Source organism: Tateyamaria sp. LSS28, assembly GCF_059611725.1.
This window is the reverse complement of the sequence record NZ_JCAPFI010000004.1, coordinates 96,545-118,024: the sequence shown is the minus strand read 5'-3', so window position 1 is coordinate 118,024 and position 21,480 is coordinate 96,545. Positions and strand designations below refer to the sequence as shown.

General features: G+C 60.0%; 19 protein-coding genes. 13 read left to right on the top strand and 6 right to left on the bottom strand.

The genetic code is table 11. The features are described 5' to 3' along the window. Positions 1-3: 3 nt before the first annotated feature. Entirely contained in the window at positions 4-1,977 is a 1,974-nt protein-coding gene (gene urtB, locus AC53L6_RS13075) for an urea ABC transporter permease subunit UrtB (protein ID WP_496908160.1), read from the bottom strand. A gap of 57 nt (positions 1,978-2,034) precedes the next feature. Further along, positions 2,035-3,318, bottom strand: coding sequence for an urea ABC transporter substrate-binding protein (gene urtA / locus AC53L6_RS13070; RefSeq protein ID WP_299599424.1), 1,284 nt, complete (start codon positions 3,316-3,318; stop codon positions 2,035-2,037). A 634-nt stretch (positions 3,319-3,952) separates the two neighbouring features. Here urtA and AC53L6_RS13065 point away from each other — a divergent pair. From AC53L6_RS13065 to mnhG, 6 genes are read left to right on the top strand one after another with little or no spacing between them, the layout of a single operon-like run. Further along, positions 3,953-6,832: a monovalent cation/H+ antiporter subunit A gene (locus AC53L6_RS13065; protein ID WP_496908159.1), complete on the top strand. Its 2,880-nt coding sequence runs from the start codon at positions 3,953-3,955 to the stop codon at positions 6,830-6,832. Between the two features lies 1 nt (position 6,833). Then, a complete protein-coding gene (locus AC53L6_RS13060) occupies positions 6,834-7,184 on the top strand; it encodes a Na+/H+ antiporter subunit C (RefSeq protein ID WP_299201527.1) in 351 nt (116 codons plus the stop codon). After that, positions 7,181-8,725 (top strand): monovalent cation/H+ antiporter subunit D, encoded by a 1,545-nt coding sequence (locus AC53L6_RS13055; protein ID WP_496908158.1) that lies wholly within the window; start codon positions 7,181-7,183, stop codon positions 8,723-8,725. Before AC53L6_RS13060 ends, AC53L6_RS13055 begins: the two co-directional genes overlap by 4 nt. Position 8,726: 1 nt before the next feature. Next, positions 8,727-9,227, top strand: a complete 501-nt coding sequence (locus AC53L6_RS13050) for a Na+/H+ antiporter subunit E (protein WP_299698664.1) — start codon at positions 8,727-8,729, stop codon at positions 9,225-9,227. Beyond that, the gene (locus AC53L6_RS13045) at positions 9,224-9,511 is read left to right on the top strand and encodes a K+/H+ antiporter subunit F (protein WP_299201517.1); all 288 of its coding nucleotides are present in this window, start codon (positions 9,224-9,226) and stop codon (positions 9,509-9,511) included. The genes AC53L6_RS13050 and AC53L6_RS13045 overlap by 4 nt, the downstream gene beginning before the upstream one ends. Further along, positions 9,508-9,894 (top strand): monovalent cation/H(+) antiporter subunit G, encoded by a 387-nt coding sequence (mnhG, locus tag AC53L6_RS13040; protein WP_496908157.1) that lies wholly within the window; start codon positions 9,508-9,510, stop codon positions 9,892-9,894. Before AC53L6_RS13045 ends, mnhG begins: the two co-directional genes overlap by 4 nt. 52 nt (positions 9,895-9,946) lie before the next feature. On the opposite strand, the gene AC53L6_RS13035 is transcribed toward mnhG, so the two are convergent. The 4 genes from AC53L6_RS13035 to AC53L6_RS13020 all read right to left on the bottom strand — a co-directional run bounded on the left by AC53L6_RS13035 (position 9,947) and on the right by AC53L6_RS13020 (position 12,416). Continuing rightward, on the bottom strand, positions 9,947-10,528 hold the full coding sequence (locus AC53L6_RS13035; protein ID WP_496908156.1) for a dihydrofolate reductase family protein: 582 nt from the start codon (positions 10,526-10,528) through the stop codon (positions 9,947-9,949). A gap of 1 nt (position 10,529) precedes the next feature. Continuing rightward, positions 10,530-11,027: an SRPBCC family protein gene (locus tag AC53L6_RS13030; RefSeq protein WP_496908155.1), complete on the bottom strand. Its 498-nt coding sequence runs from the start codon at positions 11,025-11,027 to the stop codon at positions 10,530-10,532. Beyond that, the gene (locus tag AC53L6_RS13025) at positions 11,024-11,359 is read right to left on the bottom strand and encodes an ArsR/SmtB family transcription factor (protein ID WP_299698661.1); all 336 of its coding nucleotides are present in this window, start codon (positions 11,357-11,359) and stop codon (positions 11,024-11,026) included. The genes AC53L6_RS13030 and AC53L6_RS13025 overlap by 4 nt, the downstream gene beginning before the upstream one ends. Before the next feature lie 160 nt (positions 11,360-11,519). Continuing rightward, on the bottom strand, positions 11,520-12,416 hold the full coding sequence (locus tag AC53L6_RS13020) for a LysR family transcriptional regulator (protein ID WP_496908154.1): 897 nt from the start codon (positions 12,414-12,416) through the stop codon (positions 11,520-11,522). Between the two features lie 124 nt (positions 12,417-12,540). On the opposite strand from AC53L6_RS13020, the gene AC53L6_RS13015 reads away from it, so the two are divergent. The 7 genes from AC53L6_RS13015 to AC53L6_RS12985 all read left to right on the top strand — a co-directional run bounded on the left by AC53L6_RS13015 (position 12,541) and on the right by AC53L6_RS12985 (position 21,474). Next, positions 12,541-13,503, top strand: coding sequence for a tripartite tricarboxylate transporter substrate binding protein (locus tag AC53L6_RS13015; protein ID WP_496908153.1), 963 nt, complete (start codon positions 12,541-12,543; stop codon positions 13,501-13,503). Between the two features lie 44 nt (positions 13,504-13,547). Continuing rightward, entirely contained in the window at positions 13,548-13,979 is a 432-nt protein-coding gene (locus tag AC53L6_RS13010; RefSeq protein WP_496908152.1) for a tripartite tricarboxylate transporter TctB family protein, read from the top strand. Continuing rightward, a complete protein-coding gene (locus tag AC53L6_RS13005) occupies positions 13,979-15,487 on the top strand; it encodes a tripartite tricarboxylate transporter permease (RefSeq protein WP_496908151.1) in 1,509 nt (502 codons plus the stop codon). Before AC53L6_RS13010 ends, AC53L6_RS13005 begins: the two co-directional genes overlap by 1 nt. Continuing rightward, complete coding sequence (locus AC53L6_RS13000) at positions 15,484-16,695, top strand: CaiB/BaiF CoA transferase family protein (protein ID WP_496908150.1); 1,212 nt, start codon at positions 15,484-15,486, stop codon at positions 16,693-16,695. Before AC53L6_RS13005 ends, AC53L6_RS13000 begins: the two co-directional genes overlap by 4 nt. A gap of 158 nt (positions 16,696-16,853) precedes the next feature. After that, positions 16,854-19,274 carry a GcvT family protein gene (locus AC53L6_RS12995; RefSeq protein ID WP_496908149.1) on the top strand — a complete coding sequence of 807 codons (2,421 nt, stop codon included), beginning with the start codon at positions 16,854-16,856 and terminating at the stop codon, positions 19,272-19,274. Beyond that, positions 19,271-20,800, top strand: coding sequence for a trimethylamine methyltransferase family protein (locus AC53L6_RS12990; protein ID WP_496908148.1), 1,530 nt, complete (start codon positions 19,271-19,273; stop codon positions 20,798-20,800). Before AC53L6_RS12995 ends, AC53L6_RS12990 begins: the two co-directional genes overlap by 4 nt. Next, the gene (locus tag AC53L6_RS12985) at positions 20,800-21,474 is read left to right on the top strand and encodes a TetR/AcrR family transcriptional regulator (RefSeq protein ID WP_496908147.1); all 675 of its coding nucleotides are present in this window, start codon (positions 20,800-20,802) and stop codon (positions 21,472-21,474) included. Before AC53L6_RS12990 ends, AC53L6_RS12985 begins: the two co-directional genes overlap by 1 nt. Positions 21,475-21,480: the final 6 nt, after the last annotated feature.

Here is a 21,480-nt window from a genome sequence, read left to right as displayed (position 1 = left end):
GGCTCAAGCCTCCGCCGCGCGACCTTTGAGGGCGATGATGCCCTTGGGTCGGAACTGAATAAACAGGATGATGAACAGGATCATGTAGGTCTGGGCCGCAAGGGTGTTGGACGGGTTCAACCATTCGATTCCCTTTTGCATCGTGCCCACCATCGTGGCGCCCAGCAGCGTGCCCCAGATGTTGCCCACCCCGCCGACCACGACAGTCATGAAGGATTGCACGATGTAGTCGCTGCCCATCTCGGACGTGACCTTGGCATAAAGGCCGATGGCAACGCCCGCGATCCCGGCGATGCCGGAGCCAAAGCCGAAGGTCAGCATGTTGATCCGATCCGGGTTGATGCCCATGGAGGACGCCATGCGCGGGTTCTGGGTGACGGCGCGCACTTCCAGACCCAACCGTGTGCGGTTCATTACGATCAGGAACAGGGCAAGGAACAGAAGCGCCAGAACAAAGATCGCGATGCGGATATAGCTGATCGACACAATGTCGTTGAACACCAGTGACCCGTCCAGCCAGCCGGGTGCGGTCAAGGGCCGGGCCTGCGTGCCAAAGATGTTCTTGGCCAACTGCTGAAGCGCGATCGAGATACCGAAGGTCGCCAGAAGCGTCTCAAGCGGGCGATGATAGAGCCACCGGATCACCAACCGCTCCATCGCGACCCCCGCGCCAAAGGTCACTGCAAAGGCCAACGGGATGGCGACCATGATACTGAGCGTGTAGTCCAGGATAAAGAGCTGGACCACATAGCCGGTATAGGCGCCCATCATGATAAACTCGCCATGGGCCATGTTGATCACGCCCATGACGCCAAAGGTGATGGCAAGGCCGATGGCTGCAAGGAAATAGATCGACGCCAGCGACAGCGCGTCTAGCCCCAGATCGATTGTCTGGTTCAAGGCGACCTTGTTCTCGATCCCGGACAGCACCGCCTGTGCGGCAAGTGCAACGGTCGGCGCGGCGGCGGAATACCGTTCAAAAAACACATAGGCATCTACCGTCTGTGTCACATCGGTGACCGTTGCTGCATTTTCGACACGACCCTGCCGCACCAATTCGTCATAGGCAGCGTCACGCCTCACTTCGGTATTCAGTGATGCAACCTGAATTCCGCCGACGGAGGTGCCATCTATGTTAGCAATCAACGCAGCCTTTTGAGCAGCGCGCGAAATGAGCGGGGGCGCCAGTTCCTTGGCGACAAGGATTCTATAGGCCTCAGCCTCGCTGAGCACCTCTGAACCGGGCACCACCTGCCTCGCCACATCGGCATCGTTCGGCAGGTCCGTACCGGCATCCATCATTGTAACGACAAGTGGATTGAGAGCCGCGCGCACATCGACACCCAGATCACCCTCAAAGGTCTGGATTGCGGCAACGCGCTCTGCGTCATCCTCTGCAAAGCGGATGGTCAGAATCCGTTCAAGGCGATCGATGCGTGCGCTCAAGCGCGGGTTCTCTTCGGTGTCTCGCACAGCGCGCAAGGCGGCAAGGTGGCTTTCATCCGCATCGCGTTCGATGGCGATCAGGGCCGCGGCGCGCGCGACCGGATTGGGATCATTCAACTGAAACCTCACCAACGCTGCGCCAATCAGGCCGCGGATGCCGCTGTTGGGTTTGAGCTGTTTGAACCCATTGTCTTCGAACTCCCCCAACTCGGCACCGTTGGCAAAATCGAAGGTGCGGATGGTGCGGCGGTCAATCTCTTCAGCGTAGATAAACAGACCGGTATCCTTGTCGAACCACATCTCCTTGGCCCGCCAGCGTTCCAGCACCGCCTGCGCCTCGGGCAAACCACTGTCAGCGAGCGCGTCGATGGCAGGACCGATGGTGCGGCGTGAGCTTTTTGCAATGATCTCGCCGTGCTCTTGCAGCAAGCGCTGAATGGGCGCGTCGGCGTCCTGCGCAGCCAATGGGGCTGCAAACGCGATCAACAGCACCGACACAAGCGCGGCGTAGAACTGGCGGAAAACCGGCATCCAAGTGTTATCCTTGAAGAAGTGTCGGGGGCAGTTGCCTGCCCCCGCAATGTCAGATCAGTAGTTGGACTTGATCTGCACGCAGGTGGATGTGTCGGTGTTGTACATCCCGCAACCCAGCTCTTTCCAATCCGACACCAGGACAGCCGATTCCGGCAGGAAGTCGGTCCAGGCGTCGCCAGGCACTTCTTCGGTCTGGCTGATGATGTCGAACTGGCCGTCTTCCAGGATCTCACCAATCAGGACCGGCTTGGCCAGGTGATGGTTCGGCAGCATGACCGCGGTCCCCCCTGTGAGGTTCGGGAACTCCTGACCATACATCGCGGTGCGCACGGCATCCACGTCGGTGGTTCCTGCCGCAGTCGCCGCGTTCACCCACATGTTGAAGCCGATGTAGTGGGCTTCCATCGGGTCGTTGGTCACACGCTCGTCACCCATGCGGGCTTTCCATGCATCGATCCATGCTTCATTGGCTTCGGTGTCTGCCGACTGGAAATAGTTCCACGCCGCGAGGTGACCGACGAGGTTGGATGTGTCGAGACCCGACAGTTCCTCTTCCCCAACCGAGAAGGCTACAACCGGAATGTCATCCGCCGAGATGCCAGCAGCGGCCAGTTCCTTGTAGAAACCCACATTGGCATCACCGTTGATGGTCGAGATTACGCCAACTTTCTTGCCGTCCGCGCCCAGCGCGACAACGTCCGCCACAATCTTGGACCAGTCGGAGTGACCGAAGGGTGTGTAGTTCACAAAGATATCTTCAGCGGCAATGCCTTTTTGCTGAAGGTATGACTCAAGAATGTTGTTCGTTGTGCGCGGGTACACATAGTCGGTCCCCAACAGTGCAAATTTCTCGACTTCCAGCTCTTCAAGGAAATAGTCGGTGGCCGGGATGGCTTGCTGATTCGGCGCGGCGCCTGTGTAGAACACGTTTTTCGAGCTTTCCTCGCCCTCGTATTGCACGGGGTAGAACAGCAAGCCGTTCAGTTCTTCGATCACGGGCAGAACGGACTTGCGGCTGACCGACGTCCAGTTGCCAAAGATCACGTCAACCTCATGAACGGTCAGCAGCTCACGCGCTTTTTCAGCGAACAGCGGCCAGTCGGATGCCGGGTCAACCACGACGGCTTCAAGCTGACAGCCCAACACGCCACCAGCGGCATTTTGCTGCTCAACGAGCATTTCCATGGTGTCCTTCAGCGTCGTTTCCGAGATCGCCATTGTCCCAGACAGCGAGTGCAGAACGCCCACTTTTATGGGGCAATCCTGCGCGACGGCTGGCAGAGCCGCCATGGTTGTCAGTGTCGCTGTTGTTGCGAGTAGTTTCTTGTACATTGCCATTCCCTTTGCGTGTCGCGCAGGGACGTTGTGTTCTGCAGGCAAAACACCCATATCACCCCCCACGCATATGATGCGGAGTGCGGTGGTGTTTGGTTTCCTAGGCCGGCACCATCGCACGTTCGTAGGTTTTGAAACCCGCGCCAAGTGGTAGCTCCAAGACTGCGCAGTGCACGCCGCACGGCTGAAAAATGAGCCGTCATCCGAGATTTTGCATATTTTTTGGACGAAATACCCGATTTCGCCGAAAAGATAGGCAGGTGAATCTGAGTAATGCTGCATTTGGCGGCACGGCAACGGTGTCTCAGCAGCAAACACCACACCCGGCGAATGGCGATCAGCCCCGCTTACACCGGTCACCCAGTTAACGGCGCAAATGGCTGGCAACCGTGCCAGATGGCGTCTTATCCCCGTGCTGGGCTATTCACCGGCGCAATGCATCAACGGGTCGTCCAACGCACGATCAGTCAACCGCACCCAAGCATCCCGTTCTGCGGTGCAGCGCACCCACTGACACCCAAGATGCTGGGAATTGAGCGGGTTATCGCAAGTTTCCCAACGATTCCGGTTGCCTGAACACACCGGAATGCCATCTATCTTGTTGGATAGATTCGAACTAACCTTACTGGGCCCGACATTGTCACTCTTCTTTATCGTTGCACTCCCCTTTCTGGGCGCGCTTCTCCCCGGACTAATGAATGCTGCTGGCCGCGCGGCCTGCGCAGGCGTGACGTTCACGGTTTCCCTCGCCGCCTTTGTGGGCCTGCTGACGAATCTACCGCAGGTTCTGCGCGGTGAGCTGGTCACGGCGCGCGTGAATTGGATGCCGGAACTGGGCCTGAACTTCACGTTGATGCTGGACGGGCTCGGGTTCTTCTTTGCGCTTCTGATCCTGGGCATTGGTCTGCTGATCATCACCTATGCGCGTCACTACCTGAGCCGCGACGACAACATGGGCGAGTTTTTCACCTATCTGTTGCTGTTCCAGGGCGCGATGGTCGGGATTGTGCTCAGCGACAACATCTTGCTTTTGCTGGTGTTCTGGGAGCTGACGTCGCTGTCTTCCTTCCTGCTGATCGGATATTGGAAGCACCTGCCCGCAGGGCGTCAGGGCGCGCGCATGGCGCTGACGGTGACTGGTATGGGCGGTCTCGCCATGATCGCTGGCATGCTGATCCTTGGCCAAATCGCGGGCAGCTATGACCTGAGCGTCATCCTCCAAAACCGGGAGCTGATCCAGGCCGATCCCCTGTACCTCCCTGCCCTGATCCTGATCCTTCTAGGATGCTTCACCAAATCCGCACAGTTTCCGTTCCACTTCTGGCTGCCACACGCCATGGCCGCGCCGACGCCCGTCTCGGCCTATCTGCACTCTGCCACGATGGTGAAGGCGGGCATCTTCTTGATGGCGCGCATGTGGCCGGTTCTGTCGGGCACGCCCGAATGGTTTGCTATTGTCACGACCGCAGGGCTTGTGACCATGGTGCTGGGTGCAGTGATCGCGCTGTTCAAACACGATCTGAAGGCATTGCTCGCCTTCTCAACCGTCAGTCATCTTGGGCTGATCACGATGCTGTTGGGCACGGGCACCGCGTTCGGCGCAATGGCGGCCGTGTTCCACATCCTGAACCACGCCACGTTCAAGGCCGCCCTCTTCATGTCCGCCGGTATCGTGGATCACGAAGCACACACCCGCGACATCCGGCGGTTGGGCGGGCTGCGGACGCTCATGCCAGTGACCTTCATCATCGCCACACTCGCAGCGCTCTCGATGGCAGGCATTCCGCTGCTGAACGGGTTCCTGTCGAAAGAGATGATGCTGGAGGAAGCCACGCACACCGTGCTGTTCAACACCCCATGGCTGGTGCCTGTGCTGGCGACGGTCGGCTCGCTCTTCTCTGCCGCATATTGCTTCCGCCTGATTGGACACACCTTCCTTGGCAAGGTGCGTGACGACTATCCTGCGAAGCCCCACGATCCGAACCCCGGAATGTGGTTGCCCCCGGCCATTCTGGTTGTGCTGGTTGTGGTAATCGGCGTCGCCCCGTTCCTGGCCGAGCCTTTTGTGAAGACCGTGACAGCATCCCTGTTGGGTGAGGCCGCGGAAGTGCCCAAGGCGTATTTCAAGATCTGGCACGGTCTTGTGCCCGCGCTGTTCATGTCGATCGCCGCCGTGGTCGGCGGTCTGATCCTGATGATCATCTTCAGACCGCTGTCCAACGCATGGGAAGCCGCACCGCGTCCCGAGGCGAAAGTCATTTTCGAAGGCATCATCGAAGCCGCCGCATCGGCGGCGCGCACGTTTACCCACACCCTGCACAATGGCGCGTTCAGCCGGTATGCGATGATTTCCTTCGTGGCGATCGTCGCTATCGGCTACCATGCATGGGTGACCGGCACGATTGGGGATGCGACCCGCGCCGTGCAAGTCGCCGGGCCCGTTCCCATCGCCGGCTGGGCGATGCTGGTCGCCGCAACCGGCGCACTGGTCTTCATGCACCGCAATCGGTTCCTGGCCCTCATCTTGATCGGAATTGTCGGGCTGATGGTGTCCGTCGGGTTCGTCTACCTGAGCGCACCGGACCTTGCCATGACCCAGTTCACGGTCGAAGTTGTGACCATCATTCTTCTTTTGCTGGCCCTGAACTTCCTGCCGAAAACGACGCCATCCGAAAGCACCATTCTACGCAGAGCACGCGATACAGGCGTGGCGATTGCTGGTGGGCTTGCGGCCTTTGCACTCGCCTATCACTACATGCTGCGGGACGCAGTCGCGACGCCGATTTCAGAATTCCATCTAGCCAATTCGTACAAGGGCGGCGGCGGCACCAACGTGGTGAACGTGATCCTTGTCGACTTCCGTGGCTTTGACACCTACGGCGAGATCATCGTGTTGGGGATCGCGGCCCTCCTGATCTACGCGCTCACCGAAGCGTTGCTGCGTGGCCCCGTGCGCGCACGCCTTCTGAACCGCATTCCCGATCAACCACGCGCGGGCGACATGCACCCGATGATGATGGTCGTGCTGACACGCGTCATCATGCCGGTTGTTCTGTTGGTTGGTTTCTACATCTTCCTGCGTGGCCACAACGAACCCGGAGGCGGTTTCATTGCCGGTCTGGTCGTGTCGATCGGGGTTGTCATGCAGTACATGGCCAGTGGTTTCACATGGACCTCGGCCCGATTGAAGTACCCCTATCATGGTGTAATCGGTGCTGGCGTTCTGGTGGCTGGCTTCACGGGCATCGGGTCGTGGTTTGTCACCAAACCCTTCCTGACCTCGGACTTCACCTATGTTCGCATTCCCCCGTTCGACAAATTCGAATTGGCCACAGCCGCCTTGTTCGACGTTGGCGTGTTCTTGGCCGTTGTCGGGGCGGTCATGCTGTCGCTCGAAAGCTTCTCGCGGCTAGCACGGCGTGCAAATGCTGACGAAACCGAACACCCCATGGACATCAATCCAGCAAGGGCCGAAGGATCATCCGATCCAATTGCGCCTGTGAAGGAGGGTGGCTGACATGGAATTGCTTGTTGCCTCCGCCATTGGCGTGATGACCGCCGGTGGTATCTACCTCGTGCTGCGGCTCAGAACCTTTCCGGTGATCCTCGGTATCTCGCTTTTGACCTATGCTGTGAACGTGTTCCTGTTCTCGTCCGGGCGGCTGACCATTGGTGCGCCTCCGGTGCTAAGTGATGACGTGACCACATACACCGACCCGTTGCCGCAGGCGCTGGTTCTGACCGCGATCGTGATATCTTTCGGGATGACCGCCGTGGCCGTGATGATCGGGCTTGGTGCCTTCCTTGGATCTGACGACGATCATATCGATGATCAGCCAGAGCCGCGCGAAACGGAGGGCCAGCCATGACCCACTGGATCGTTGCCCCCATCATCCTGCCGGCCCTTCTGGCCCCGCTGATCGTGCTGGCCGCCCGCTACCACATTGGCATCCAGCGGGTCTTTTCCGTTGCTGGTGTCGTCGCGCTGATCGGCCTCGCTGCTGGGCTTGCTTGGCAGGTCTCGGATGGTTCGGTCATCTATTACCGATTGGGCGACTGGGCTGCACCGTTTGGCATTGTCATTGTCGGTGACCGACTTTCCACGCTGATGATACTGCTGACCTCGGTGCTGGCACTTTTTGTACTGCTCTATGCCATCGGATCGGGATGGGATGATCGCGGTCGGCATTTCCACGCGCTGTTCCAATTCCAACTTATGGGCATACTCGGTGCCTTCCTGACGGGCGACCTGTTCAACCTGTTTGTCTTCTTTGAGGTGCTGCTGATCGCGTCGTATGGCCTGATGATCCATGCAGGCGGCAATGCGCGCTTGCGGGCCGGCATACAATACGTGCTGTTCAACCTTATCGGCTCGACCCTGTTCCTGTTTGCGCTTGGCGCCATCTATGCCGAAACCGGTACGCTCAACATGGCGGACCTCGCTGAGCGTGTGCGCCTGATCGCGCCGGAAGAGACCGTGGGCATCCGAGTGGCCGCCGTGCTGCTGCTGCTGGTTTTTGCCATCAAGGCAGCGTTGGTCCCGCTGCACTTCTGGCTCCCTTCAAGCTACGCAGAAGCCCCAGCTCCTGTTGCCGCCCTGTTTGCCATCATGACCAAGGTTGGCGCTTACGCCCTCATCCGGGTTTACACGATGATCTTCCCGCCTGACCTTGAGGTCACGGCGGGATTGCATGACGTGTGGCTCTTGCCCGCGGCACTGGTATCGCTGGCTATCGGGATGGTCGGTGTGCTCGCCGCGCGCAAACTCGATCGGCTTGTTGCGTTCTCGGTCATCGGGTCGATGGGGATGGTTATGGTTGCCATCTCTCTGTTCAGCCCGGCGGGCATTGCAGCCGCGCTGTACTACATTGTGCATTCCACCTTCGCGGGCGCCGTGTTGTTCATGGTGTCTGACCTTGTTCGGACCGGACGCGGCAATGTCGATCTGACAACCCAAGCGCCCATGATCGGCGCGGTTGTCACGGCCGGCATGTTCTTTGCCGGGGCCATCGCAATGGCGGGCCTGCCGCCCCTATCCGGGTTTCTTGGCAAGCTTCTGGTGCTGGACGCCGCCTTTGACAGTGACTTGATGGTCTGGGTCTGGGCCATCGTGCTCTCGTCCAGCCTAATCAGCATCCTTGGCTTTGCGCGCGCGGGCAGTATCGTGTTCTGGAAAGCGCACAGTGTCGAACAACCCGAAGAACCAGTACCCGACACCGACCGCCCCGCCACAATGTCATATGTGGCCGTCGGGGGGCTGTTCACGCTGCTGACCGTGCATACCGTGTTTGCAGGGCAAGTGCACGGCTACACAACGACCATCGCCGCACAACTCTTTGCACCCGATGCATATATCTCTACCGTGCTGGACACACCCGGCAAGCTCAGCAAACCGCAGGAGGGCCATTGATATGGGACGCGCCTTTCGCTGGATCCTCCCGCATCCATCGCTGACGCTGGTCTTGGCTCTCGTCTGGATACTGCTTCAAAATGAAGTCAGTGCCGGGATGGTCGTCTTCGGCATCATCCTTGGCATCATCATCCCGCGCATCACTGCGATATGGTGGCCCGGCACGCCCAAGGGGTTCCGGCTGGGCCGGATGATCTCGTATTCTATGTTGGTCATCCGCGACATCATCGTCGCCAATATCGAGGTTGCGTGGATCGTTCTGACCGTTCCGAACGACAAGTTGAAGCCTGCCTGGGTCTCTGTGCCACTGGACCTGAAACAGCCAGAGGCGATCACCGTTCTGGCGGGCACGATCACGCTGACACCTGGCACCGTGTCCGCGGACCTATCGAACGAAGGAAGCTGCCTTTTGGTTCATATCCTGCACACCGACGACCCAGACGCAGTCAGGGACGAAATCAAGGATCGATACGAGCGCCGTTTGAAGGAGATCTTCGCATGACACTCGCAACCAGCTTTTTTGACATCGCGCTTTCGATTGCGCTTGTCGTACTCGCCATCGGTCAGGTGCTTTCGATGGTGCGTCTGGTGATTGGCCCCACGGGCGGCGACCGTGTGCTGGCCCTGGACACGATGGTCATCAACGCGCTTGGCCTTGTTGTGGTGGTTGGTATCCACCAAGGGGTCGGCGTGTATTTCGAAGTGGCCTTGCTCGTTGCCATGCTGGGCTTCGTATCGACGGTGGCGCTGGCCCGTTTCGTTCTGCGGGGGGACATCATCGAATGACATTGGAAGCCCTTGCAATCATTGGTGCAGCCATTTCACTCCTGATCGGGTCGATCTTTGTGCTGGTCGGTGTCATTGGCCTGTTGAAATTCAACGACCCGATGACACGCCTTCATGCGCCTACCAAGGTTGGGACGCTCGGCATCGGTATGTTGCTTTTGGCATCGATCCTGACGGCCGCCGCCTCTGGCGATCCGTCGATGCACGAGTTTCTGATCATGGCCTTTCTGTTTGTAACGGCGCCGGTGTCCGCGCATTTCCTTGCCAAGGTCAGCATCCACACGCGTGAGTGCATGACGCCACCCAAACCAACGGATGACGAGATGTGGTCCACTCTGGATTCGCCTGACCACTCGAACGACGAGAAGCCAGCAACCAGGTAGACCCACAAACGGTCCAGACCCGCCGGAGCGGCCGCTGCGCAATGCATGTGGCTCAGCGAGCTGTCCGGTAGACTTGCGACACAACACCATTGGTGAGACCTTCAGCGGACACAAGGGTCAGGTCTCGCGGCGGATGCTCCCCTTCAAACAAACGTTTTCCTTTGCCAACCAGAACCGGAAACGTCCATATCCGGAACTCGTCTATCAGGTCATGTTTGGTGAGCGCCTGAATCAACTGCGCACTGCCGTGCACCTGAATCAGTGGACCGTCCTGCGACTTCAGACGCGCTATCTCGGGGACAACTTCGCCCGTCAAAACCTCGGAATTCTCCCACTCCGTCCCCAAGTGTGAAGACGTTGCGACGAACTTCCGGGCACTGTTCAGCCGTTCATTCGCTTTTGATCGAGGGGCATTCGGCCAGTGACCTGCGAACAGATCGTAGGTCTTCCGGCCGAATAGGACATCATAAGGCGTCGACATGGCCGTCTCTTCCACATGCGGCATGACCCCTTCCCAATAGGGCGCGGCCCACCCGCCCCGGTCAAAGCCGCCCGAACGATCTTCGTCGGCCATGCTGGGCGCTTGCATCACCCCATCAACCGTCACGAAAGCAAGGATTGCCAGCTCGCGCATATCAGTTGCCCACTTGGGCTTGCGCTTGGGCCAAGTCGGCAAGCTTGTCGAACGCCTGGTTCCACCCCCCCGCGCCCGCGGTGCCTTCGGCCACGCCAACATGCACCATCGTCATCTTGGTCTTATCGCCCACTTGGCTCAGCTCGACGATCACTTCGGTGATGTCGGGAAAGCCATCGGGCATACCCATGCTTTGCGGCGGGATGATATTGCCTGCCTCGTCACACATGCTTTCGGTGTAGACAAGGCGGCGCGGCGCGGTGACCTCTTTGTAAACTCCTGTGAACCACATCGACATGGATCTTTCGGGGGTTTCCATCGCCATGCAGACCTTGCGTGTACCACCAACCGTGACGTTCATCTCAGCTGTGGGCACGGACATGCCGTTGGGGCCGTACCACCGCTTGAACAGTTCTGGCACGGTCCACATACGCCATACCAATTCCAATGGGGCATCAAACTCGCGCTCAATGCGCACCCAGTTTTCTGTGTCACTCATGATGATTGATCCTTCATCTCGTCCAGTAGTTTCCCCATCACATCAAAACGGGCTTCCCATATGGGGCGGTACTTTTCCGTCCAATCCGCGATGTCCTGGATGGGCTTGGGATTGAGCGTGCACGGACGGAACTGTGCGTCCTTCTCACGCTCGATCAACCCGGCATTCTCAAGAACGCGAATGTGCTTTGATACCGCGGGCAGTGACATGTCGAACGGCTCCGCCAAGGCATTCACCGTCGCCTTCCCTTGCGCGAGGCGCGCGAGGATGGCCCGGCGCGTAGGGTGCGCCAAGGCCGAAAATGCCGCGTCTAGTTGGTCGTCCTGGTCCATAGGTTATCATTATTTAACCCATAAGTTAATTAGTCAACTGGTTTAATAACTACTGATATTGGCGACCACGTTCCTATGCCGAGTTGCGATTTCTGAGGTGGGCTGAGGCGTGTCAAAAAGCGAGGTCAGGACCAACAGCACACCGCAGCAACTCAGCGCATCAAACAGCCGCACATCTTTCAGCAAAGACCTGCCGCAAAGCGCTTTCAAACGCCGCTGTCAGCTCTGGCTTGCGGTCCCGGCTCGGTGCGAAGAAGCCAAATTCGATCTCCATACGCGGCTCCCAGTCAATCAGGCGCACCTGCGGCTCCAGTTCAGGGTCAAGGGCGACCGGATCAGCAAATGTAAAACCAAGCCCACGCTGCACCAATCGATAGGCCGCAGAACCCAGGGAAACCTCATGCGCAACGTCAAGCTGCACGCCTATGGAATGCAGCTCCTGATCGACGATACGGCGGATGACCGTCGTATCGTCCAGCGCGATGTAGGGGACATCAACAATATCCCGTGGTCGCAAAACGGAACGTTCTGCCAATGGGTGCTTTTTGGAAATGGCAATCTTGAGCGGGGCAGATCCAAGACGGATCGGCTCAGGCCGGTCAATCGGCAACGGCAGCGCTGAAATCCCGACATCAAAGCGGTCATTCATCATCCGGCGCCCCAAATCGCGGCGACGGTGAATCTCCAGCTTGATCGGTTGATCCTTAATTCGGTCTTCGAGTGCGGCAATGGCCGGCAACACAAGACCGTTGACGATACGGGACTGCGCGATGATGCGGAATGGTTCCGGCACCCCGGATTGGATCTGGCGCGCAAACTCCGGCAACGCCTCGATCTGGGAGAGGATGCGCAACGCCTCCTGGTAAAATCGTTCCGCTTCCGCCGTGGGCACCAGACGTTTCTTGTCCCGCTTGAACAGCGAGATGTCGAACTCGTCTTCCAGCAGCTGCAAAAGCCGACTGGCTGCGGACTGGCTGAGATGCATGGCTGCGGCAGCCCGTGCAAGCGTGCCTTCCTCCATCACCAGAACAAAGACTTTGAGGCTGCGCAGGTTCATAACTTCGAATTTCTCGATCTATACTTCTGATAATTGCGTTTTTTCTAAATCACCATGTAGGTTATCGTCCAGCCGTGATCGCAAGTGCGTTGCCTAAAACGCCAACGAGTCATGGGAGGACAAAATGAAAAGACGCGACTTCATCGGAACCGGCTTGGCCGCATCCACACTGCTGGCGGCAGCACCGGCATTGGCCGAATGGACACCCCGCCGGCCCATCAATGCCATCCTGCCCTATTCCGCAGGTGGCGGAACCGACGCCCTGGCCCGGGCCGCGGCAGCATCTGCCGACGGCATTCTGCCCGTGCCACTGGTCATCGTGAACAAGCCGGGGTCGTCCGGTATCACCGGCGCCACCGAAGCAGCAGTTGCACGCCCGGATGGCAACACGGTCATGGTCACCTCGGCGGGCTCTTTCCTGCTGACATCCATGCTGCGGGACACGGATGTAAACCCGCTCGATAGCTTCGACATTATCGCACAGATTGGCAATCTGACCCCAGCTATCATCGTGCCCGCCAACAGCCCGTTCCAATCTGTCCAGGACCTTGTCGATGCAGCTCGCGCCAATCCCGGCAGCCTCCGGTGGGCCCACAACGGGCGCGGCGGGTTCCATCAGGTTGCGGGTCAAAGCTTCCTGAACCGCAATGGGCTTGAGGCGCAGGATGTGCCATTCAAGGGCGGCGGCCCGACCCGCGCAGCCGTGATAGGCGAGCAGGTTGACTTTGCCTTTGTCGGCATCCAGCAGGCCGCGGGTTTCGAAAACGAATTGCGCGTACTGGCGCTGGTCGCGCCGGAACGGGACCCGATCCGGGACGATGTACCAACACTGGCCGAACTTGGCTTTGATTATGTCGCGGTGTCATCGCCGATCGTCTTCTTTGCCCCGAAAGGCACCGCCCCGGATATCGTGTCAGGCATGGAGGAGGCCCTGCAAAAGATCACCGAGACAACGCAGTTTGCCGACCTGATGCGCGAACGCGGCAATGTTCCGGCGTTCCTCAGCGGGGACGAGACCAAGGCCCGCCTGCAGCAAATGCAAATTGACACCCAGCCCGTCATCGACGCGCTGAAGCAGCAGGGCTGAGACAGGTGGCCCCAGGGTCTTCTCCTGCCCCTCGGTTGGTCGGCATGGCGCTGGTCCTGATCGGGATCGGCGCCACAGCAACCTCGATGAGCATTTCGCTCGACCAATATGGCCGCTGGGGTGCGCGGTTCTTTCCACTGGCGGGATCAATTGCACTGATCCTTTTGGGGCTTGCAGAGCTACGGAACGCCCCGGGCACACATACGACCGGGCGCAAACACCTCCCGACCATCGCGGTACTGCTGATGCTGTCAGTTGCCTATGTCTGGGTCATCTCGGGTTTTGGATACTTGATTGCCACCGCCCTGGCAGCGCCCGCCGCTCTGTGGATCTTTGGCATACGCGGCGCGGCGGGCCTTGGTCTTGCGGCCCTCTTGTGCCCCGCTGCGTATCATCTTGTGTTTTTCAAACTGCTCGGTGTTTTCCCTCCACTCGGTCGATACTTTGACCTTCTGGACGTCATTGGAGGATATTGATGGATATCTTCCCTGCTCTCCTTGCTGTTCTCTCTGATCCCTTTCTGATGGGATGGGTTCTGCTGGCAGCCATCGTCGGAATGATCGTGGGCGCCATCCCCGGCCTGACCGCATCGGCAGCCATCGCAATGCTGCTGCCATTGACGTTCTATATGGAGCCACTGCCCGCCCTCGCCTTCCTATATGTCATCGGCAAATCCGGACGCTACGGCGGCTCCATCGCTGCGATCCTGTTCAACACACCCGGCACAGCGGCATCGGCGGCCACACAGCTTGACGGCTATCCGCTGGCGCGACAAGGCCAGGCCAGCAAAGCCATGAAGGTGGCCACGATCTCTTCGGTCATCGGGGATTTCACTGGCGAAATCCTGTTGATCGTCGGCGTTGCATGGATTGCTACCATCGCCCTGAAACTGGGTCCGCCCGAGCTCTTTGCAGTCTATTTCGCGGCCTTCATCGTGATTGGTTCCGTGATCGGAAAATCGGTCACACGCGGGCTGGCCTCAGCCGCCTTGGGTGTGCTGGTCGCGATGATCGGCCTTGATCCCATCAGCTCGACCGAGCGTTTTACCTTTGGCAGTTTCGACCTGACCAACGGGATCGGGCTGGTGCCGCTGATGATTGGCATCTTTGTTCTGGGCGAGGTCTTTGCCCAGATCGAGGAGCGCGGAAAAACGACCGAGATGGTGCAGAACGGCAATGACGCCGCGCGCAACACGCTGACCTGGGCTGAATACAAACCGTGCCTGCCGCATGTGGCACGTTCGTCCTTTATCGGGGCCTTCATCGGCATGCTGCCCGGGCTCGGTTCCGCCATCGCCGCCTTTGTCGCCTATGGTGAGGGCAAGCGGCGGGCCAAAAATCCCGAGGCGTGGGGCAAGGGCGCACTGGAAGGTGTGGCAGCGCCCGAGGCCGCGAACAATGCGGTCAGCGGCCCGTCCATGGCCCCGCTCCTGACGCTTGGGATTCCCGGCTCGACGATCGGGGCGATCCTGATGGGTGTATTCCTGATCCACGGCATCCAGATCGGCCCGACGATGTTCCTGACAAGCCGGGACCTTGTCTATGCGCTGTTTGCCTGCGGCCTGATCGGCATCGTGCTCTATGGGCTGATCGGCTATTTCGGCGCGGCGTTCGTGGGACGGTTCATCACCCGCATCCCGACCAAGGTGCTGTACCCGGTGATCTTCCTGACCTCCTTTGTCGCCGCCTACACCTTCCGGGGCAACCTATTTGACGTCTATGTCATGGTGGCCGCAGGCTTTGCTGGCTGGGCCATGCGCAAGCTGGATTTCAACCCGGCTGCGTTTGTCATCTCGTTCGTGTTGGCCGGTGGCGCGGAAGAGACATTTCGCCAGGCCCTCCTGCTCTCGGACAACGGCCTGATGATCTTTGTCACACGACCGGTTGCGCTCCTGTTTCTCCTGATCGGGATCACAGCGCTGGTCATGCGCATGCGCAGCCTGAACCGGCAATCCCGCGCGCCACAGGTGGAAGCCGCACAATGACGGCCCCGCTTGATGGCATCCGCGTGATTGACTGGACGCATGTTCTGGCTGGCCCCGCCTGTGCCTACTACCTCGGCCTGCTCGGGGCCGAAGTGATCAAGGTCGAACGCCCCGGTCGCGGCGATGCAATGCGTCATCGCGGCGGCACCGACAAGGCCCGCGCCGCTGCCGGGATGAGCACGGCCTACATGACCCAAAGTGCAGGCAAGCACAGCGTTGCTCTGGACCTGTCTACCAGGATGGGCAGGGACGTGTTCGACCGGCTGCTCCGGTCAGCCGACATTCTGGTCGAAAACCACCGGCCCGACACCCTCGCCCGCCTTGGGCTGTCCGAGGCAGAAACGCGCGCCATCAACCCACGGCTGATCCATTGCGCAATGACCGGTTACGGACGCAGCAACGATATGTCGGGGGCACCGGCATATGACGTGAACATTCAGGCCATCAGCGGATTGATGACCCTGACGGGCACCAAGGACACCGGCCCACTTCGAACGGGCGCACCGATCATCGACTACGCGACTGGCCTGACGGCAGCACTCGCCACGGTATCGGCCCTGATGCGGCGACAGAACACGGGGGAAGGGGCATTTGTCGATGTCTCCATGCTCGAAACCGCATTCAGCTTGATGAGTTCAACACTCACCGATTTCCAACTGACCGGAACAGAGCCGAAAGCGCGTGGAAACGCGGCGAACAGCAGATCGCCCTCGTCGGGTGTGTTTGACTGCAAGGTCGGGCGGATCAGCCTGGGCGTGAACGAGGATGCACAATTTCAGGCACTTGCCCACGCCGTGGACCGGACCGATTGGCTAACAGATGCACGTTTTTCCAATGCGGTGGCACGCGATCAAAACGGTGCGGCCCTTGGACAAGACATCTCGGACTTGCTGCAAACGCGCTCTGCCGACGATTGGGAACAGCGCCTCATGGCAGCTGGTGTTCCATGCGCACGGCTGCGGACGCTGGCTCAAGCGCTGGATTTGCCACCCGCAATACAGCGCAACATGCCAAAGCGTGGGGCCGCTGGGTTTACCGGCTTACCGTTTCTGATGGATGGGATGCACGTACCAGCCGATGCGCTTCCACCACGGACACTTGGCACAGATACGAATTCGATCCTGAACGCGCTGGGGTATTCAGAACAGCAGATCGCCGCGCTGGTCGACGCTGGCGCAATCCACGCGCCGGATCAGCAGAACGCCTGACCGCAGCTCCTGACCCACGCGCGGCAAACCCACGCCGCAAAGGCGCCACCTGACCGCGGGTCGCAGTTTGACCCCGGCGTGTCGTGAAAGTACTGGACAGAGCTGTCCAGTGTTTCGCACCCTGCCGGCAATCAACAGTGAGTCGACGGGGACGGAACATGAATTCGCAATACCGGGTTGTCGTGATTGGTGGCGGTGTGGTCGGGGCTTCAGTCCTGTATCACCTGGCAAAAATGGGATGGACCGACGTGGCCCTGATCGAACGGTCGGTTCTCACGGCGGGGTCAAGCTGGCACGCGGCGGGTGGGATTCATGCTCTGAACGCAGACCCCAACATGGCGGCGCTTCAGGCCTACACCATCGACCTGCTGTCAGAAATCGAAGAAGAAAGCGGCCAGAACATCGGGTTGCACATGACCGGCGGCCTGACGTTGGCGGGCACACCCGAACGGTGGGAATGGCTGCAATCGGCCTACCGCGTCTTCCAGTCCATCGGGATCGAGGATTGCGAACTTCTGACGCCGCAACAGGCACAAGAACGGTGCCCCATCATGTCCACAGACGGCGTGCTGGGGGCCATGTGGGCCGACCGCGAGGGGTACGTGGACACCACCGGCACCGTGCACGCCTATGCCACGGCGGCCAAGAAACGTGGCGCATCCGTCTTTGAACACACCAAGGTCGAAGCACTGGAACAGGTCCATGACGGTTGGATCGTCAAGACGGACAAGGGCGACATCCGCTGCGAACACGTGGTCAACGCCGCAGGCCTCTGGGCCAAGCAGGTGGGCCGCATGGCGGGCGTGGAATTGCCGGTCTCCCCGCTCAAACACCACTACCTGATCACCGACCAGATCCCCGAAGTCGCCGCGCACGATTTCGAGATGCCCATGACCGTGGACCTCGAAGGGTTCACCTATATGAGGCAGGACCAGAAGGGCATCCTGATCGGCATCTACGAGATCGAACATCAACACTGGGCCATGGACGGCGCGCCATGGAACTATGGGATGGAGCTGTTCCAGGAAGACCTCGACCGGATCGAGAATGAGCTGATGCTGGGCTTTGCCCGTTATCCATCCGCTGAAAACGTCGGAATCAAGACATGGGTCAACGGCGCCTTCACCTTCTCACCCGATGGCAACCCGCTGGTCGGGCCAGTACCGGGCAAACGCGGCTACTGGTCCGCCTGCGCCGTCATGGCCGGGTTCTTGCAGGGCGGCGGCGTGGGCAAATCGCTGGCCGAATGGATGATCGAGGGCGAGCCCGAGGCCGATGTCTACTGCATGGACGTCGCCCGCTACGGCAGTTGGGCCCAGAACAAGCAGTACATCAAGGAAACCACCGGCCAGTTCTATTCCAGGCGGTTCGTGATGTCCTATCCCAACGAGCAACTGCCCGCAGGCCGTCCGCTCAAGATGGCCCCGGCCCATGACGCCATGACCGCTGCCGGGTGCCGCTGGGGATCAAGCTGGGATCTGGAAACCCCGCTCTACTTCGCGCCGTCCGAGGATTTCGTTGAGAACCTGACCCTCAAACGCTCAAACGCGCATCAAATCGTGGCCGCCGAATGCAAGAACGTGCGCGAGAATGTCGGCATGGTCGACATTACAGGCTTTTCCCGGTTCAAGGTGACAGGACCCAATGCCGAGGTTTGGCTGAACAACGTCATGGCCTCGAAACTGCCCGCCCCCGGTCGTGCCAAACTGGCCCCGATGCTGGGCGAAGACGGGCGGCTCAAGGGCGACCTGACCGTCCTCAACTGGGGCACAGACTCGTCTGGACACTGCACGTGGTGGATCATGGGCTCCTACTACCTCCGCGCCTGGCACATGCGCTGGTTCGACGACCACATGATCGACGGCGTGCAGGTGCGCGATCTGGGCGAGGAGATGTGCGGCTTCGGCCTGACCGGCCCCAATTCCCGCAAGGTGATCGAAAAGCTGTGCCATCAGGACATCGGCGCGCTCAAGTTCATGGGCTGCGGCGACTTCGATGTGGGCATGATCCGGGCAAAGGTCGCCCGCATGTCTGTCGCAGGCGAGATGGGATACGAGATCAACTGCCGCTACGGCGACCACATCAAGCTGCGCCGGATGCTGCTCGAAGCGGGCGAAGAGTTCGGCTTACAGGAATACGGCTTCAACGCGATGTTGTCGCTGCGGCTGGAAAAATCCTTCGGCATCTGGTCGGCCGAATTCACCCAAGGCTACACACCCGGCATGACAGGCATGGACCGCTGGATCGACTGGGACAAGGAATTCGTGGGCAAGGCCGCCGCCGTGGCTGAACGTGACGGGAATGGCCCTGCGCAAAAGCTGGTGACGCTTGAGATCGATGCCGATGATGCAGACGCCAGCGGATACGAACCCGTGTGGAACGGCAACACACGCGTTGGCTTTGTCACCTCTGGTGGCTACGGGCATACCGTGCAGAAATCGCTTGCCATGGCATTAGTCGATACTGACGCGGCGGCCGAAGGCACGGACCTGAAGGTCCACGTCGTCGGCGTCGAACGGTCCGCCAAGGTGATCGCCCCGTCGCCCTATGACCCCACGGGCAAGGCAATGCGGGGATGACAGACCTCCCCCGCCGCCGCCGTGGTCGTGGTGCGCCGCCGCCAAAGTCGCGCACCACCAACTACCGCAACCTGCGCAACCCGTTCCCCCCGATGAACGTGTTCTCGGACGACCGGATCGCGGCCATGCACGAGGCAGCGCTGGATGTGCTGGAACGGCTGGGGATCAAGGTGCTGCTGCCCGAAGCACGGGCGCAGTTCAAAGCAGGCGGCGCGCGGGTCGATGACAGCACCGAGATGGTGCATATCGGGCGCGAGATGGTCGAGGCGGCACTCACTACCGCACCCAGGTCCTTCCCTCTGATCGCAGGCAATCCTGACCGCAATCTGGTGATGGAACTGGGCTCCATGATCTTTCAGCCCGGCGCGGGCTGTCCCCATGCCACCGATCTGGAACGGGGCCGCCGCCCCGGCACCGAACAGGACTTTCGCGAGCTGATCACGCTGACCCAACACTACGACGTGCTGCACATGATCCCGCCGCTGGTCGAACCACAGGACGTGCCCATCCACCTGCGCCACTACACAATGACCAAGGGGCAGATGGAGCTGACCGACAAGCTGCCTTTCATCTATTCGCGCGGCACTGGACAGGTCGAGGAAAGCTTCGAAATGCTGCGCGATTTTCGCGGGCTGTCGGACGCGGACTTCACCGCCAATTCCCATTGCTACACGATCATCAACACCAACTCGCCCCGGCAACTGGACATCCCCATGGCCCTTGGTGTCATGGACTTTGCCCGCCACGGCCAGATGGCGATCATCACGCCCTTCACGCTGATGGGGGCAATGGCACCGATCACTGTGGCCGGGGCCATGACGCTCAGCCACGCCGAAGCCCTCGCGGCCATCACGCTCGGCCAGTTGGTCAATCCCGGCGCACCCGTCTGCTACGGCACATTCACCTCGAACGTGGACATGAAATCCGGCGCACCCGTCTTTGGCACGCCCGAACACTTCAAAGCATCCCTCGCAGCAGGCCAACTCGCCCGCCACATCGGCCTACCCTGGCGCTGCGCCTCTGGCTCCGCCGCAAATCTAGGCGACGTACAAGCCGCCAACGAAACGCAATTCGGCACATGGGGATGTTTGTTGGCCGGCGCCACCGTCACGCTGCACGCCGCCGGTTGGCTCGAAGGCGGCTTGACCATTTCCTATGAAAAACTGGTCACGGATGTTGAGGTTTTGCAGATGGTGGCCGAACTATGCGCTGCAACTCCAGCAGACGAGGCAGAAATCGCAATGGATGCATTGGAGGAAGTACAACCCGGCGGCCACTTCTTTGGCGCCGCCCACACGATGGAACGCTACGCGACCGAGTTCTACGAACCCGTCGTGGCCGATTTTGCCAATTTCGGCACATGGGAAGAACGCGGCAGCGTCGACGCCACAACCCGCGCGACAGATATCTGGAAAGGCATCCTGCGCGACTTCACCCCACCCGCCACCAGCGGCGATCGGATAGAAGCCCTGCACAAGTACATCGCAGACCGGACAGCCGCAGGCGGCTGCGCCCCCACAAGCTGATGTCAGAGCCGCTCCTCCACCGCGACGATCCGGCCAAGGACCCGCTTGTCGGCAATATCAAGGTCACGCGCCAGGATTGGCTGAACGCCGCGCTGTCCGTCCTCAAACAAGGCGGGGTCGAGGCTGTGAAAGTGGCGGAACTGGCGGGGCAGATGGGTGTCTCACGGTCCAGTTTCTACTGGTATTTCAAGAACCGCACCGACCTGCTGAACGCCCTGCTGGATCACTGGGAACGCACCAACACAGCGGCCATGGTCGCACAGGCAAACGCGCCCGCCGGCACCATCACCGAAGCCTGCTGCAACGTCTTTCGCTGCAACATCAACACCGCGCTCTTCGACAATCGGCTCGACTTTGCCATCCGGGACTGGGCGCGAAGGTCCGAACGGGTCAATGCAGTTCTCAAAGCAGGTGACGATGCACGCATCGCTGCTCTGACACACATGTTCCTCCGGTTCGATTATCCCGAACTGGAAGCAAAGGCCCGCGCGCGGGTCATCTACTACATGCAGCTTGGCTACGACGACGCCAACCTTGGCGAAACGCTGGACGAACGGCTCGCCATGGTGCCGGGATACCTCGTCGCCTACACGGGCCACGCCGCATCAGACGCTGAAATCGAGGCGTTCGTCACCTACGCCCGCGAAGTCACCAGGCAAACCGGCCCTGCTTGACCTTTT

Excerpts from the sequence above, each read along its gene's own strand:
- AC53L6_RS13045 (WP_299201517.1), top strand. The coding sequence starts at position 9,224 with ATGACACTCGCAACCAGCTTTTTTGACATCGCGCTTTCGATTGCGCTT.
- AC53L6_RS13020 (WP_496908154.1), bottom strand. The coding sequence starts at position 12,416 with ATGAACCTGCGCAGCCTCAAAGTCTTTGTTCTGGTGATGGAGGAAGGC.
- urtA (WP_299599424.1), bottom strand. The coding sequence starts at position 3,318 with ATGGCAATGTACAAGAAACTACTCGCAACAACAGCGACACTGACAACC.
- AC53L6_RS13060 (WP_299201527.1), top strand. The coding sequence starts at position 6,834 with ATGGAATTGCTTGTTGCCTCCGCCATTGGCGTGATGACCGCCGGTGGT.
- AC53L6_RS13030 (WP_496908155.1), bottom strand. The coding sequence starts at position 11,027 with ATGAGTGACACAGAAAACTGGGTGCGCATTGAGCGCGAGTTTGATGCC.
- AC53L6_RS13015 (WP_496908153.1), top strand. The coding sequence starts at position 12,541 with ATGAAAAGACGCGACTTCATCGGAACCGGCTTGGCCGCATCCACACTG.
- AC53L6_RS12985 (WP_496908147.1), top strand. The coding sequence starts at position 20,800 with ATGTCAGAGCCGCTCCTCCACCGCGACGATCCGGCCAAGGACCCGCTT.
- AC53L6_RS12995 (WP_496908149.1), top strand. The coding sequence starts at position 16,854 with ATGAATTCGCAATACCGGGTTGTCGTGATTGGTGGCGGTGTGGTCGGG.
- AC53L6_RS12990 (WP_496908148.1), top strand. The coding sequence starts at position 19,271 with ATGACAGACCTCCCCCGCCGCCGCCGTGGTCGTGGTGCGCCGCCGCCA.
- AC53L6_RS13005 (WP_496908151.1), top strand. The coding sequence starts at position 13,979 with ATGGATATCTTCCCTGCTCTCCTTGCTGTTCTCTCTGATCCCTTTCTG.
- urtB (WP_496908160.1), bottom strand. The coding sequence starts at position 1,977 with ATGCCGGTTTTCCGCCAGTTCTACGCCGCGCTTGTGTCGGTGCTGTTG.
- AC53L6_RS13035 (WP_496908156.1), bottom strand. The coding sequence starts at position 10,528 with ATGCGCGAGCTGGCAATCCTTGCTTTCGTGACGGTTGATGGGGTGATG.
- AC53L6_RS13000 (WP_496908150.1), top strand. The coding sequence starts at position 15,484 with ATGACGGCCCCGCTTGATGGCATCCGCGTGATTGACTGGACGCATGTT.
- mnhG (WP_496908157.1), top strand. The coding sequence starts at position 9,508 with ATGACATTGGAAGCCCTTGCAATCATTGGTGCAGCCATTTCACTCCTG.
- AC53L6_RS13010 (WP_496908152.1), top strand. The coding sequence starts at position 13,548 with ATGGCGCTGGTCCTGATCGGGATCGGCGCCACAGCAACCTCGATGAGC.
- AC53L6_RS13050 (WP_299698664.1), top strand. The coding sequence starts at position 8,727 with ATGGGACGCGCCTTTCGCTGGATCCTCCCGCATCCATCGCTGACGCTG.
- AC53L6_RS13025 (WP_299698661.1), bottom strand. The coding sequence starts at position 11,359 with ATGGACCAGGACGACCAACTAGACGCGGCATTTTCGGCCTTGGCGCAC.
- AC53L6_RS13055 (WP_496908158.1), top strand. The coding sequence starts at position 7,181 with ATGACCCACTGGATCGTTGCCCCCATCATCCTGCCGGCCCTTCTGGCC.